Consider the following 12,871-nt stretch of genomic DNA (forward strand, 5'->3'; position numbering starts at 1 on the left):
GGGCGACGGAGGGGACGACGGTATGGAGGCATGGGCGGCCGGCCTGCAGCAGAGCCTCGGCGGGGAGACCCTCGCCGAGGTCGGCAAGCTCGCGCTCGCCTTCGTGCTCTCGGCCCTCATCGGGGTGGAGCGGGAGTGGCGGAGCAAGGCGGCCGGGATCCGCACCCACACCCTGGTCGGCCTGGGCTCGGCGCTCTTCATGCTGATCTCGAAGTACGGCTTCTGGGACATCATCAACCGCGACCTGGTGGTGCTCGACCCGTCCCGGATGGCCGCCCAGATCGTCTCCGGCATCGGCTTCATCGGCGCCGGCCTCATCTTCGTCCGGCGGGACGCGGTGCACGGGCTCACCACGGCGGCGGGCGTGTGGGTGGTCGCCGCGGTCGGCGCGGCCGCGGGCGCCGGGCTGCCGCTCCTGGCGACGGCGGTGACCGCGGGGCACTTCCTCGCCGTCATCGGGCTCAGCCCGATCGCCCGGCTCGTCTCCCGCCGCGCCGAGTCGCGCTGCGGGATCCGCATCGACTACCTCCACGGCTCCGGCGCGCTGCGCCGTGCGCTCGACCTCTGCGAGCGCCGCGGCTTCGCCGTCAGCGACCTCAGCACCGTACGGCGGGTGCGGCCCGCCGAGCCGGAGGAGGAACGCCGCCGCGAGCGAGGCGAGGAGCCGCATCCGGAGGTGGCCACCGCGTCGATGGTCGTGCTGGGGAGGGGCTCGGTCACCTCGCTGATCGCCGAGCTGATCGACGTGCCCGGTGTCGTCGCGGCCCGGGCCGACGCCCCGGACGCCACCACCGACTGACCGGCCACCGCCCCGCCGCACCGGCCCTCCCGTACGGCACCGCATCGCACCGGCCGCTCCCGTACGGCACCGGGGCCCGGGCGCCGGGCCACACGGAACCGGGCGGCCTGTCCGGCGAGGGCGGCGAGGCACCGGTGGGCTCCCCACGTGTCGCATCGCATGGGACCGGGTCGCCCGTCCGGACGCCGACCGTCGGCCCCACGGCCACCGGATCTCGGGGCACCGGTGACCGCTCCGGACGGCACCGGGCCGCCGGGATCGGCGAACCGTGCGGCCTCCAGGCCTCCACCAGGGCTCGAGGCACCCCCGGGGCGCGATCACCCACCCCCCGCGGTTTCGGTGATCGCGGGCTAGCGCTTGCAGATGTTCTGCGTGGCGGTCCGGGCCGCCGGGGTCACCACCGGGGACGGGGACGGCTTCGGCGTGGCCACCGGGACCTTCCGCACCGTGTGGTTCTCCTGACCGAGGACGATCTCGATGCCGGGGACGTCGCGCTCGCGCAGCTCGGCCCCGGGGATCGCGGCGGCCACGGTGCGCGCCGATTCCTCCCGGCCGGGCGGGTAGCGGATCACGGTGGTGGCGTAGTCGCGCCGGGCCGCGTTGCGCGCGGGGGCCGGCACCATGAACCCGGCCTCGATGAGCGCCGTCCGCGTCCGCGCGCCGAGCCCGGGGATGGTGGTGCCGTTGAGCACCCGGACCGCGATGCGCTGCGGCGGGATGGTCGGCTCCGTCGAGGCCGTGGGCGTGGCCGAGGCGGCCGGGGAGGCCGCCGGCGCGGACGGCGTGCCGGACGGCCCGGCCGAGGGGGTGGCCGGCGCCTTCGACGGCTTGATCAGCGGCTCGTCCGCGGCGATCCGCCGGAACAGCTCGCGGGCCGCCGCCTTGTCCCACAGCACCGCGGACTCGCCGGTCGGCGTCCGGTAGTTCACGTCGGCCAGCGGCACGGTCGCGAACGTGACGTCGTCGGTGGAGACGTCCTTCAGCCGGGTGGCGAGGCCGAGCAGGTTGTCGGCGAGGGCCTTGTCCACGGTGAGGGTCTTGAGCGCCGAGTCGACCAGCGCGGCGAGCCGCGCCGGGTTGGCGAGCGTCCCGCTGCTGGTGATCTTGTCGAGCAGGGCGGAGATCACCTGCTGCTGGCGGTCGATCCGGTCCAGGTCGGAGCGCGCGGTGGCCCGGGTGCGCGCGTAGGCGAGCGCGTTCACCCCGTCGAGGGTGTACGTCCCGGGTTTGAGGACGAGCTTGGTCTTCGGGTCGTCGATCGGCACGGGGGTGCAGACCGTGACCCCGCCGAGCGAGTCCACCACGTCGATGAAGCCGAGCACGTTGACCTCGACGTAGTGGTGGATCCGCAGCCCGGTCGCCCGCTCCACGGTCTGCACGGTGAGCTTGGGACCGCCGAACTGATAGGCCGCGTTGATCTTGTGGTGGCCCTTGCCGGGGATCTCGGTCCAGGTGTCCCTGGGCAGGCTGACGACGGTGATCTTCCTGCGGTCCTTCGACAGGTGGATCACCATCATCGTGTCGGTGCGCTGCCCGCTCTCCCGGCCGAGGTGGAGCAGGTTCTGCTGGCGCCGGGTGAGGTTGTCCCGCTTGTCGACGCCGACGAGCAGGATGTTGAGCGCGTCCTCGGTGGTGGCCTGGCTCGCCGTCCCGGCGTCCACCGCGGTGATCCGGCCCGCGGCGTACTTGGGGACCAGCCAGAGCGCGCCCGAGCCGAGCAGCACCAGCGTCGAGAGCGAGCTTGAAATGAGCAGGGATCGGAGACTTGTCCGTTTCCGCCGGGCGCGCGGGGCCGTGAGGCGCACCCCGCCGTAGGCGTCCTGGCCTATCCGGACTCCGGAGTCCTCCTCACGGTCGCCGGCCATTCGACCTCCGATTGCCGTCTCCACCCGCTAGTACAGTAGCGTGAGCGCAGCCATGAAGCCCTTTTCTGACTCGAGTCGATCGAGCGAGGCGCCCGGGCGCGCCTGGCCGCCGGTCTCGGTGATCATGCCGGTGCTGAACGAGGAGCGGCACCTGCGCGAAGCCGTGCGCCGGGTCCTCGACCAGGACTACCCGGGGCCCATCGAGGTCGTCATCAGCGTCGGCCCGTCCAAGGACCGGACCCAGGAGATCGCCGACGCGCTCGCGGCCGAGGATCCCCGGGTGATCGTGGTGTCGAACCCGACGGGGCGCACCCCCAACGGGCTGAACATCGCGATCGCCGCCTCCCATCACCCGATCGTCGCCCGCGTCGACGGGCACGCCATGCTCCCGCCGGACTACCTGCGCACCGCCGTCGAGACGCTGGAGCAGACCGGTGCCGACAACGTCGGCGGCATCATGGCGGCCGAGGGCGTCACCCCGTTCGAGCAGGCCGTGGCCTGCGCGATGACCTCGAAGATCGGGGTGGGGAACGCCCGGTTCCACACCGGAGGCCGGCCCGGGCCGGCCGACACCGTCTACCTCGGCGTCTTCCGCCGGGAGGCGCTCGACCGCGTCGGCGGCTACGACGAGCACTTCCTGCGCGCGCAGGACTGGGAGATGAACTACCGGATCCGGGCGACCGGCGGGCTGGTCTACTTCCAGCCGCGCATGCGGGTCTCCTACCGGCCCCGGCCGAACGTGCGGGCCCTGGCCAAGCAGTACTTCCACTACGGGCGGTGGCGGCGGGTGGTCGCCAGCACCCACCAGGGCACGCTGAACTTCCGCTACCTCGCCCCGCCGGCCCTCGTGGCGGCGGTGGTGCTCGGGCTGCTCGTCTCCCCGGTCTTCTGGCCCGGCCTGCTCATCCCCGGGGGCTACCTCGCCGCGATCCTCACGGGATCGGTGGTCACCGGCCGCAGGCTGCCCCCGGCCGCGCTGGCCTGGCTACCGGTCGCCTACGCGACCATGCACCTCTCGTGGGGCGTCGGCTTCCTCACCAGCCCGCCGAAGCTCCGCAAGCCGCGCCCCGAGCCCGAGCGGGTGAGCCTCCAGGAGCTGTTCACCGATTAGGCACCGGGCGGGGACGCGGCCCGGTGCGCATCGGCCGCCCGGCCGCGAGGGCGGCGTCCGGCGACCGGCCCTGAGGGCGGTGTCCGGCGACCGCCGCGCGGGCGCGGCCCGGTGACCGCCCGCGCCGGCCACCGGCCGGGCCGCCCGGCGGATCCGCCCGCCACGGTCCGCGCCGCGAGGCGGGCCCGCCGGCCGGATCCGTTGCCCGCGCCGGCGCCGCGCGGCGTGCCCGCGCCGCCGGGCGACGCCGCGCTCAGCGCGCGAGCCGTACCTCGGCGACCTGACCGGAGCGGCCGGAGAGCAGCAGGTCGAGGCCGGTGAGCGCGGCCTCCTCGGGCGAGCGCGGGGCCTGCGCCGGCTCCCCGGCGGGGACGCCCGCCCCGGCCGGCCGCAGCTCCACGCAGTTGACCCGCACGCCGTGCTCCGCCCACTCACCCGCGAGCGACCGCGCCAGGGCCGTCACCACGGCGCTCCCCAGCGAGCCGAGCGCGCCGCCTCCGCCGGAGGCCGCGAAGAGCAGCCCGCCCCGGGTCTCCGCCAGGTGGGCGAGCGACACGGCCGCGACCGCGACCGGGACCCGGCAGGAGGCCGTGACCGCCTCGTCCACCACCCGATCGCCCGCCTCGGCGAGCGGGCCGCCGTACGGCACCGGCCCGGCGTGGACCACGTAGTCGATCCGCCCCGCCGCCGCGGCCGCCCGGCCGAGCGCCTCGGCGATCGCGCCGGTCTCCGGTGCGCGCAGCTCGCCGGGGGAGAGCACGTGCACCGCCGCGCCGTACCCCTTGGCGAGCCCGGCGATCAGTGAGCCGAGCCCGCTCCCGGCGTCGGCCACCACGAGCGTGCGGCCGTCCAGCCCGGCCCGCCGCTCCTCGTCGGTGAGCGGCCGGACCGCGCGGCCGGAGAGCCCGAGGAGCCGGTCGGCGATCTCGAGATCGACCGGGTGGGTGACCTTCATGTTCCGCTCGCTGCCCGGCACCAGGTGGATCGGCACGCCGGGCAGGTAGCGCAGCACGACCCCGCAGTCGTCGGTCGCCGGGCGCGCGCCGAACTCGGGGTCGGCGAACGCCCGCTCGTACGCCGTCCTGATCACCGAGAGCCGGAAGCACTGCGGGGTCTGGGCCCGCCGGAGGCGGGAGCGGTCGGGGACGTCGCCGACGACCTCGCCCTCGGGCCCCTGCTCGGCCACCAGGATCGTGTCGCTCGACGGGATGGCCACCTCGACCGCCACGTGCCGGTCGAGCGCGGCCACGCACGCGCTGAGGATCCCCGGATCGAGCAGCGGCCGCGCGGCGTCGTGGAGCAGCACGTCGCACTCCTCGTCGCCGAGCGCGCACAGGGCCCGCCAGGTGGACTCCGGGCGGGTCGCGCCCCCGGCCACCACCCGGGTGACCTTCGGGTAGCCGCGGGCGATCCGCTCGGCCTCCGCCAGGAAGCCCGGGGCCATCACCACGACCACCTCGTCGATCCCCGGATGGCCGTCGAACACGTCCAGGGTGTGCTCGAGGATCGTCTTCCCCGCGATCTCGAGAAGCTGCTTGGGGGCGCCGGCCCCGACCCGTTGCCCGATCCCGCCGGCGAGCACCACCCCGACCCGGCGCAGCCGCGATTCCGCGATCATGTTGTCCTCCCCGGATCCCGACCATACCGGGAGGTGAAACGGTGCAGGTGATTGCCAGCTCGTGATCGCTCGGTTACGTTGCGGGGTGAACATCCCGTGACCGATGTGAAACGAGATCGCATGGAAGCGGATCCGATCCGGTCCGGTACGGCCCGCGGCGACCCGGGCGCGGAGCCCGGCACCGTCGCCGTGGTCGTGGCCACCACGCCGGTCGCGAGCCTGCCCTGCGCGGCCGGCGGCACCCTGCTCGACCGGGTGACCGAGCAGCTCGCCATGCTGCCGATCCGCGAGGTGCACATCGTCGCCCGGGACATCGCCGGAGGCGCCGACACGGGCGCCCACGGCGTCACGGTGAGCGACGGGCTCGCCGAGGACCTGCGCACCGTCGCCAAGCTGGCGCGAACCGCCATCTCCCCCCTCGCCGTGCTCCCCGCCGACCTGCTCGCCCACACCGAGGCCCTCGCCCTGCTGCTCGGCCACCCGGCCCGGCCGACCGGGGCCATCGTCGCCGGCGGGGCGCCCGGCCCGCTCCGCCCGCCGGTGCGGATCGAACAGGACCGGATCGCCTCGGCCGGGACCTCGTTCCATCGCGTCGGGCAGGCGAACGCCACCTTCCGCGGGGTGCTGCTCGTGGGGCGGGACCACCTCGCCGGCCTCGCCGAGGTCGCCGAGGAGCTCGCCGACCTGGTGGCCGGCCGGAACCTCGCCGGGGTGGGCGACCACGAGCTCCCCGAGCTGCTGCTCGCCGGGCTGGTCCGCGTGGGCGTGCCGGTCAAGGCCGTCCCCATCGGCGGGCTGCACTGCACCCGGGTGGGCGACGCCGACGAGGCCGGCCGGGCGCTGCGGGAGCTCGCCGCGGTGGACGTGGACGCGGCCCGGCTCGACGCGGCGATCAAGAGCGACGACGGCTTCTTCACCACGTTCTGCGTCAGCTCGTGGTCCCGCCACCTGGTACGGCTCGCCGCCAAGGCGCACCTGACGCCGAACACGGTCACCGGCATGTCGGTGGGCCTGGCGGTCATCGCCGCCGTGTGGTTCACCGGCGGGCACCGGGGCGCGATGCTCACCGGCGCGGTCGCGCTCTACCTGTCGTTCGTGCTCGACTGCGTGGACGGCCAGCTCGCCCGGTACACCGGCCGGTTCTCGGCCCTGGGCGGCTGGCTCGACGCGATCTGCGACCGGTTGAAGGAGTTCATCGTCTACGCCGGGCTCGCCATCGGGTACCCGGGCGGCGGGGCGTGGCCGCTCGCCATCGCCGCCCTCCTCGTGCAGGTCACCCGGCACATGGCCGACTTCGCGTACGCCGGGGCGCGCGCCGACGCCCGGCGCGACGCCCCGCGGCCGCGCCGGCCGCTCACCGTGCCCTGGGACGACGCGCCCTCCGGCGGCGCCCGGGGCGGCGCCGCGGGATCGGTGCTCGCGCTGGCGTGGCGGTTCGACGGCGGCGCCGGATACTGGCTGAAGAAGATGATCGTGCTGCCGGTGGGGGAGCGCACCGCGGTGATCGCGGTCACCGCGGGGCTCTTCGACGCGCGGGTGACATTCCTCACCCTGCTGGGGTGGGGCCTCATCGCGCTCGCCTACACGGTGGCCGGGCGGATGGCGAGGTCCCTGGCATGACGTCGGTGTATCTCGCGCCGGTGCCGCGGAGCACGGTGGCCGCGCAGCGCGACGACGGCCCGCTGGCCGCGGCGATGGGCCGGCTGGTCCTCGGGCAGATCCCGCCGCTCCCGCCCGTGATCGCCGCCGCGTTCGTGACCGGGGCGCTGCTGCTGCTCGGGGTGACGGGCGCCGACGACTTCAGCGTCTTCGCCCCCGCCGTGGTCCTGCTGCTCGCCGGGGCGGGGAGCTCGCACCCGCACGACGGGCGGCTCGACTGGCTGGTCCCCCCGGTCCTGCGGCTCACCGAGTACGGCTTCGTGGCCTCGCTCGGCTTCGGCCGGTCGGTGCCGCCGGTGCTGATCGCCCTGCTGATCGGGGCGATCGCCTTCCACCACTACGACCTGGTCCACCGGCTGCGGCAGCGGGTGTACCCGCCGTCCTGGCTCGCCGCCGCCGGCCTGGGCTGGGACGGGCGGATGCTCCTCATCGCCTTCGGCGGCCTGCTCGACCTGGTCCCCTTCGTGTTCGCGGTGCTCGCCGTCTACCTGTGGGGTCTGTTCGGCTGGGAGAGCCTCACCGCGTGGCTGGCCGCCCCGGGGTCGGGGAACGCGGCGGCCGACGCGGACGTCCAAGAGTGACGATGGGCGTCACACCTTGCCCAGGTATTACCGAAAGCGCACTAACCTTTGAGGCTAGCCGCCGATGCTCGACCTCAAGGAGACGGAAATTGCTCGGAATGGTGCTGGCTGCGGGAGCGGGGCGCCGTCTGCGGCCGTACACGGACACCCTGCCCAAGGCGCTGGTGCCCGTCGACGGTGAGACCACCATCCTCGACATAGCCCTGCGCAACCTCGCCGCGGTGGATCTCCGCGAGGTGGTGGTCGTCGTCGGCTACCAGGCCCAGGCGGTCCGCGACCGGCAGGCCGACCTGGAGCGCCGTCACGGAGTGCGGCTCACCCTCGTCCACAACGACAAGGCCGAGGAGTGGAACAACGCGTACTCCCTCTGGTGCGCGCGCGACTACTTCGGCGAGGGCGTGCTGCTGGTGAACGGCGACACGGTCCACCCGGTATCGGTCGAGCAGGCGCTGCTCTCCTCCGAGGAGCCCGCCGACATCCTCCTCGCCGTGGACACCGTGAAGAAGCTCGCCGACGAGGAGATGAAGGTCACCGTCGAGGGCGGGCACCTGAAGCGGATCACCAAGCTCATGGACCCCGCCGAGGCCTACGGCGAGTACATCGGGGCGACGCTCATCCGCCCGGGCGCGGCCGAGCGGCTCGCCGACGCGCTGCGGGCCACGTTCGAGCGGGACCCGCAGCTCTACTACGAGGACGGCTACCAGGAGATGGTCGACCGCGGGGAGAAGATCGCCCTCGTGCCGATCGGCGAGGTCGACTGGGTCGAGGTGGACGACCACGCCGACCTGGAGAAGGCCCGCCGGATCGCCGCCGGTTACTGACCCGGCCGTGACGTGACCGAGGAGTTCTCATGCCGATTCTGGCAAGGATGCTCCCCACCCCCCTCACGGTCGAGGTCAGGCGGGGAGCGGTCGCACAGCTGGGTTCGCTGCTCGCCGACAGCCGGATCGCCACCTCCGGGCGGGTCGCCGTCGCGGTCGGCGTGAACCTGGGCGACCGGGTGGCCCAGGCCATCGCCCCGTCGCTCGGCGAGGCCCAGGTCTTCCGGGTGCCCGAGGCCACCGTGGACGCGGCGGTCTCGCTCGGCGCGGAGCTGCGCAAGGGCGCCTACGAGGCGGTGATCGGGATCGGCGGGGGCAAGACGATCGACGCCACGAAGTACGCCGCCTCGCTCGCCGGGATCCCGATGGTGGCCGTGGCCACCAACCTCTCGCACGACGGCATCTGCTCGCCGGTGGCCTCGCTCGTCCACGACGGCGGGAAGGGCTCCTTCGGCGTGCCCATGCCGCTGGCCATCATGGTGGACCTCGACTTCGTCCATGACGCCCCGCCCGCGCTGGTGCGCGCCGGCATCGGCGACGTGCTCAGCAACCTCTCCGCGATCGAGGACTGGCAGCTCGGCAACGCGGAGCGCGGGGAGCCCATCGACGGCCTCGCCGTCGCCATGGCCCGGACGGCCGCGGAGGCCGTGCTCCAGCGGCCGGACTCGATCGAGTCGGACGCCTTCCTCACCGTGCTCGCCGAGTCGCTGATCCTCTCCGGCATCTCGATGGTCATAGCCGGGTCAAGCCGCCCTGCGAGCGGGGGAGATCATGAGATCCTGCATGCCGTGGATCAGCTCTTCCCCGGGACCTCCAACCACGGCGAGCTGGCCGGGATCGGCACGGCGTTCTGCTTCTTCCTCCGGCAGGACCGGACCCGGCTCGATCAGGTGGTCGGCTGCCTGCGCCGGCACGGCTTACCCGTGGCACCCGGTGACGTCGGGCTGACGGTGGATCAGTTCACCGCGGCCGTCGCGCTCGCCCCGAGCACGCGACCCGGCCGCTATACGATCCTCGAGCATCTAAGGCTGTCGGAAAGCGAGATCAGGGCGAAGGTAGAGGACTATGTCCGCGCCGTCGGTCGCTGAGCTTCGCGCCGTCGCTCAGCCGCAGAGCACGATGGACCGGCGCAGTGGCGAGCACTGGGCCGGTCTGTTGTACATGCGCCGCCTCTCGATCTACGTGACGTGGCTGCTGGCGAAGACGCCGATCACCCCCAACCAGGTCACCGGTCTGATGATCGTGTGCGGCGTGGCGGCCGGGGCGGTCCTGGCGCTGCCGGGCCTCTGGGCGGCGCTGGCCTGCGCCCTGCTGGTCCAGCTCTATCTGCTCTTCGACTGCTCCGACGGTGAACTGGCGCGGTGGACCGGCCGTACCTCGGTCAAGGGCGTCTACCTCGACCGGGTCGGGCACTACTTCGCGGAGGCCGCGCTGCTCATCGGCCTGGGCTTCCGCGCCGCCGAGACCGCGCCCGACTGGTACACGGTGCTCGGCTTCGCCGCGGCGCTCGGCGCGATCCTCATCAAGGCCGAGACCGACCTGGTCGACGTCGCCCGGGCGCGCTCCGGTCTCGCCGCGGCGACCGAGGCCGCGGCCGAGCAGTTCGCCTCCCGGTCCCTCGGGCTGGCCAGGAAGATCGTCGCGGCGCTCCGCTTCCACCGGGTCATCCAGGCCGTCGAGCTGTCGTTGATCGTCGTCATCGCAGCCCTGCTCGACCCGTGGTTCCCGGCGACCCGCGTGCTGGTCGTCGCCTGCGCCGTCATCGCGGGGGTCCAGCTCGTGCTGCACCTGGTGAGCATTCTCGCTTCGCGGCGGTTGTCATGATCGAAGTAATGCGGATTTCACAGCGGTCCGGCATCGGCTCGGCCGGTGTTCCTATAACCTTGTTCAGCAATACACCAGCCAGATATCGGGTGATCCGGCCGAACGGACTCGGTGATCATGAAGTCGTGTTCATTCCGCCCAGTCTCGAGGCGATGACGCGGTGAAGATCTCCTGTGTCATCCTCACCATGGGCGACAGGATCGCCGAGCTCGACCGTGCGGTCCAATCCGCGCTGTCGCAGACCGACGACGTCGAAGTCGTGATCGTCGGCAACGGCGCGGACGTGCCCGAGATCACGGCCCGGCCGCAGCCGGGATCCGCATCGACGATCAAGAAGATCCGGCTCGAGCGCAACGCCGGCATCCCCGAGGGCCGTAACCGGGGTGTCCAGGAGTGCACCGGCGACATCGTCATGTTCCTCGACGATGACGGCTGGTACGCCAGCCCGAAGATCGCCGCGCACGTTCGGGAACGATTCATGCGGGAGCCGGACCTCGCCGTGCTCTCCTTCCGGGTCATGGACCCCGAGGGCGGCTCCGTGCAGCGGCGGCACGTGCCGCGGCTCCGCGCCGGGGACCCCGAGCGGTCCTCGCCGGTGACGACGTTCCTCGGGGGCGCCTGCGCGATCCGGAAGTCGGCGTTCCTCCAGGTCGGCGGTCTTCCGGAGCGGTTCTTCTACGCCCACGAGGAGACCGACCTGGCCTGGCGGCTGCTCGGCGAGGGCTACCGCATCGAGTACGACGCGGAGACCGTGATGTACCACCCGCTGGTGCTGCCCCAGCGGCACCCGGAGTACTACCGGTACAACGCGCGCAACCGGGTCTGGCTCGCCCGCCGGAACCTGCCGTGGCCGCTCGCCGTGATCTACCTGACCAACTGGATTCTGCTGACCCTGATCCGCGAGCGGTCGCTGCCCGCGCTCAAGGCGTGGTTCGGCGGGTTCATCGAGGGCATCCGGGAGCCGGCCGGCGAACGCCGCCCGATGGCGTGGAAGACCGCCTGGAAGATGCTCCGGCTCGGCCGCCCGCCGATCGTCTAGGCCCGGGGCGCGAGCCGCCCGGCCGTCACCGGCGCGCTCCGTGGCCTGACCGGACGCCCGGCCGGGCCACGGAGCCGCCGGCCACGGCTCAGCGCGGGACGGCCGCGCTCCGCTCCTCGGCGCCCGCCCAGCGTTCGAGCAGGGCGACGAACTCCCCGGCGTGTTCGGGCCAGTGGCGGTGGAGCAGTGCCTCGGCGTGGCCCCGCGCGCCCATGGCCGCCCGCAGCGACGGGTCATCCCGCAGCCGGAGCACGGCGCGGGCCGCGGCCTCGGCCACCGCGGCGGGCTCGCCGAACGGCACGACCGTTCCACAGCCGAGCCGCTCCACCAGCGCCGCGGGGCCGGGGAGCGCCGTGGTGATCACCGGGAGGCCGCACGCCATGTAGTCGATCACCTTCACCGGGACCGGCGCACGGAAGAGCGGCAGATCGCGCAGGAGGCAGAGCCCGGCGAGCGCGCCCTCGGCCATGCGCAGCGCGTGCGGGTACGGCACGTGGCCGAACCAGTCGAGCAGCCCGGTCCGCTGCGCCTCCTGCAACAGCGGGCGGGTGCGGGCGTCGGCCTCGCCGATGAGGTCGAGGCGGATGCCGTACGGCTTGAGCCTCCGGGCGAGCTCGATCATCTCGACGGCGCCGTGGGCGGCGGAGATCCGGCCCAGGTAGACGATCCGGTGGTCGTCCGAGGGCGGCGGCACCTCCTGGGGCACGTACGCGTGGTCCGGCACGATGGGGTGGTCGCCGGTGAACCTGCTCCGGTGGGACTCGTCGGCGAGGATGAGGTGGAGCCGTTGCTCGGCGCGGCGCTCCAGCCGGCGGATGACCGCCGGGGCGAGGCGCCGGATGAGTCGGGAACGCTCCACCGTGGCGTACTCCGCGCCGAGGTCCTCGTGGACGTCCCAGACCGTGGGCGGCCGCTTGCCGGGGAGGGCGAGCAGCAGCTCCAGGTCGTGGATGAGCAGGAGATCGGCGTCCCGCACGCCCTGTCTGAGCGCGGCACGTGCCGCCTTGATCGCTTTGATCCGGCTCAGCGTCCCCACGGCCCGTGGCACGTCGATGGCCCGGACGCCGGGCGGAGGGCTGGCGTTGCAGTGCCGGAACGGCGCGATGAAAGTCACGTCGTGGGCGGCCTCACGGAGCGCCCTGATCTGCCGGTGGGTGATCCGTGCGTGCTCCGGGTGCTGGACGATCGTGGCGACACATACCCTCATATGCAGAGGCTGTCCCACTTAGCGCAAATTATTCATATTTTTTCATGAATTGTGGTTGAACTGCCGCCGAAACTTGTGCACGCGGTCCCGGGCACCGGCCGGGGGATCCGCGGGCGGCGGCGCGGAGAGCCGTGGCCGCTCGAGCCGGACCGGCCGGCGCGGCCGGTGCCGTACGTGCGGTCAAGGGAGGGCCGGCCCTCGAGATGGCTGAGGAGCGGCCGCCGGATCGTGACGGGCGGCCTCCGCAGCGCGCTCGTGGCCGAGCGGGCGGTGAGCGCCATCGCGGCGCCTGGCGAGGGGCCGGCCGGAACGTGGGTGGCCGGCCACCGATCGGGACGGGCCGGCAT

At 73.5% G+C, this 12,871-nt stretch carries 11 protein-coding genes; 8 read left to right on the forward strand and 3 right to left on the reverse strand.

All coding sequences use genetic code 11. The features are described 5' to 3' along the window. Positions 1–22: 22 nt before the first annotated feature. Positions 23–799, forward strand: coding sequence for an MgtC/SapB family protein (locus TBIS_RS03585; RefSeq protein ID WP_013130974.1), 777 nt, complete (start codon positions 23–25; stop codon positions 797–799). Between the two features lie 350 nt (positions 800–1,149). On the opposite strand, the gene TBIS_RS03590 is transcribed toward TBIS_RS03585, so the two are convergent. After that, entirely contained in the window at positions 1,150–2,664 is a 1,515-nt protein-coding gene (locus TBIS_RS03590; RefSeq protein ID WP_013130975.1) for an LCP family protein, read from the reverse strand. Between the two features lie 52 nt (positions 2,665–2,716). Here TBIS_RS03590 and TBIS_RS03595 point away from each other — a divergent pair, with 52 nt between their 5' ends. Beyond that, positions 2,717–3,775, forward strand: a complete 1,059-nt coding sequence (locus TBIS_RS03595; protein WP_013130976.1) for a glycosyltransferase family 2 protein — start codon at positions 2,717–2,719, stop codon at positions 3,773–3,775. A 253-nt stretch (positions 3,776–4,028) separates the two neighbouring features. On the opposite strand, the gene TBIS_RS03600 is transcribed toward TBIS_RS03595, so the two are convergent. Beyond that, a complete protein-coding gene (locus tag TBIS_RS03600; RefSeq protein ID WP_013130977.1) occupies positions 4,029–5,393 on the reverse strand; it encodes an IspD/TarI family cytidylyltransferase in 1,365 nt (454 codons plus the stop codon). Positions 5,394–5,513: 120 nt separating this feature from the next. Between TBIS_RS03600 and TBIS_RS20015 the strand changes: the two genes are divergently transcribed. The 6 genes from TBIS_RS20015 to TBIS_RS03630 all read left to right on the forward strand — a co-directional run bounded on the left by TBIS_RS20015 (position 5,514) and on the right by TBIS_RS03630 (position 11,317). Then, positions 5,514–7,013, forward strand: a complete 1,500-nt coding sequence (locus TBIS_RS20015) for a CDP-alcohol phosphatidyltransferase family protein (protein ID WP_013130978.1) — start codon at positions 5,514–5,516, stop codon at positions 7,011–7,013. Next, on the forward strand, positions 7,010–7,633 hold the full coding sequence (locus tag TBIS_RS20020; protein WP_013130979.1) for a DUF5941 domain-containing protein: 624 nt from the start codon (positions 7,010–7,012) through the stop codon (positions 7,631–7,633). Before TBIS_RS20015 ends, TBIS_RS20020 begins: the two co-directional genes overlap by 4 nt. A gap of 89 nt (positions 7,634–7,722) precedes the next feature. After that, positions 7,723–8,454 carry a phosphocholine cytidylyltransferase family protein gene (locus tag TBIS_RS03615; RefSeq protein ID WP_013130980.1) on the forward strand — a complete coding sequence of 244 codons (732 nt, stop codon included), beginning with the start codon at positions 7,723–7,725 and terminating at the stop codon, positions 8,452–8,454. 47 nt (positions 8,455–8,501) lie between these two features. Next, entirely contained in the window at positions 8,502–9,542 is a 1,041-nt protein-coding gene (locus tag TBIS_RS03620) for an iron-containing alcohol dehydrogenase family protein (protein WP_041431153.1), read from the forward strand. Further along, the gene (locus TBIS_RS03625) at positions 9,520–10,278 is read left to right on the forward strand and encodes a CDP-alcohol phosphatidyltransferase family protein (RefSeq protein WP_013130982.1); all 759 of its coding nucleotides are present in this window, start codon (positions 9,520–9,522) and stop codon (positions 10,276–10,278) included. The genes TBIS_RS03620 and TBIS_RS03625 overlap by 23 nt, the downstream gene beginning before the upstream one ends. 187 nt (positions 10,279–10,465) lie before the next feature. After that, the gene (locus tag TBIS_RS03630) at positions 10,466–11,317 is read left to right on the forward strand and encodes a glycosyltransferase family 2 protein (RefSeq protein WP_083785309.1); all 852 of its coding nucleotides are present in this window, start codon (positions 10,466–10,468) and stop codon (positions 11,315–11,317) included. A gap of 88 nt (positions 11,318–11,405) precedes the next feature. On the opposite strand, the gene TBIS_RS03635 is transcribed toward TBIS_RS03630, so the two are convergent. Beyond that, positions 11,406–12,524: a glycosyltransferase gene (locus TBIS_RS03635; protein WP_013130984.1), complete on the reverse strand. Its 1,119-nt coding sequence runs from the start codon at positions 12,522–12,524 to the stop codon at positions 11,406–11,408. Positions 12,525–12,871 lie beyond the last annotated feature (347 nt).

Origin of the sequence: Thermobispora bispora DSM 43833, assembly GCF_000092645.1 — a bacterium.
GTDB lineage: Bacteria > Actinomycetota > Actinomycetes > Streptosporangiales > Streptosporangiaceae > Thermobispora > Thermobispora bispora.

Bases quoted from the DNA above. Each gene is read 5' to 3' on its own strand.
- TBIS_RS03585 (WP_013130974.1), top strand. From the start codon at position 23: ATGGAGGCATGGGCGGCCGGCCTGCAGCAGAGCCTCGGCGGGGAGACC.
- TBIS_RS03590 (WP_013130975.1), bottom strand. From the start codon at position 2,664: ATGGCCGGCGACCGTGAGGAGGACTCCGGAGTCCGGATAGGCCAGGAC.
- TBIS_RS03595 (WP_013130976.1), top strand. From the start codon at position 2,717: ATGAAGCCCTTTTCTGACTCGAGTCGATCGAGCGAGGCGCCCGGGCGC.
- TBIS_RS03600 (WP_013130977.1), bottom strand. From the start codon at position 5,393: ATGATCGCGGAATCGCGGCTGCGCCGGGTCGGGGTGGTGCTCGCCGGC.
- TBIS_RS20015 (WP_013130978.1), top strand. From the start codon at position 5,514: ATGGAAGCGGATCCGATCCGGTCCGGTACGGCCCGCGGCGACCCGGGC.
- TBIS_RS20020 (WP_013130979.1), top strand. From the start codon at position 7,010: ATGACGTCGGTGTATCTCGCGCCGGTGCCGCGGAGCACGGTGGCCGCG.
- TBIS_RS03620 (WP_041431153.1), top strand. From the start codon at position 8,502: ATGCTCCCCACCCCCCTCACGGTCGAGGTCAGGCGGGGAGCGGTCGCA.
- TBIS_RS03625 (WP_013130982.1), top strand. From the start codon at position 9,520: ATGTCCGCGCCGTCGGTCGCTGAGCTTCGCGCCGTCGCTCAGCCGCAG.
- TBIS_RS03630 (WP_083785309.1), top strand. From the start codon at position 10,466: ATGGGCGACAGGATCGCCGAGCTCGACCGTGCGGTCCAATCCGCGCTG.
- TBIS_RS03635 (WP_013130984.1), bottom strand. From the start codon at position 12,524: ATGAGGGTATGTGTCGCCACGATCGTCCAGCACCCGGAGCACGCACGG.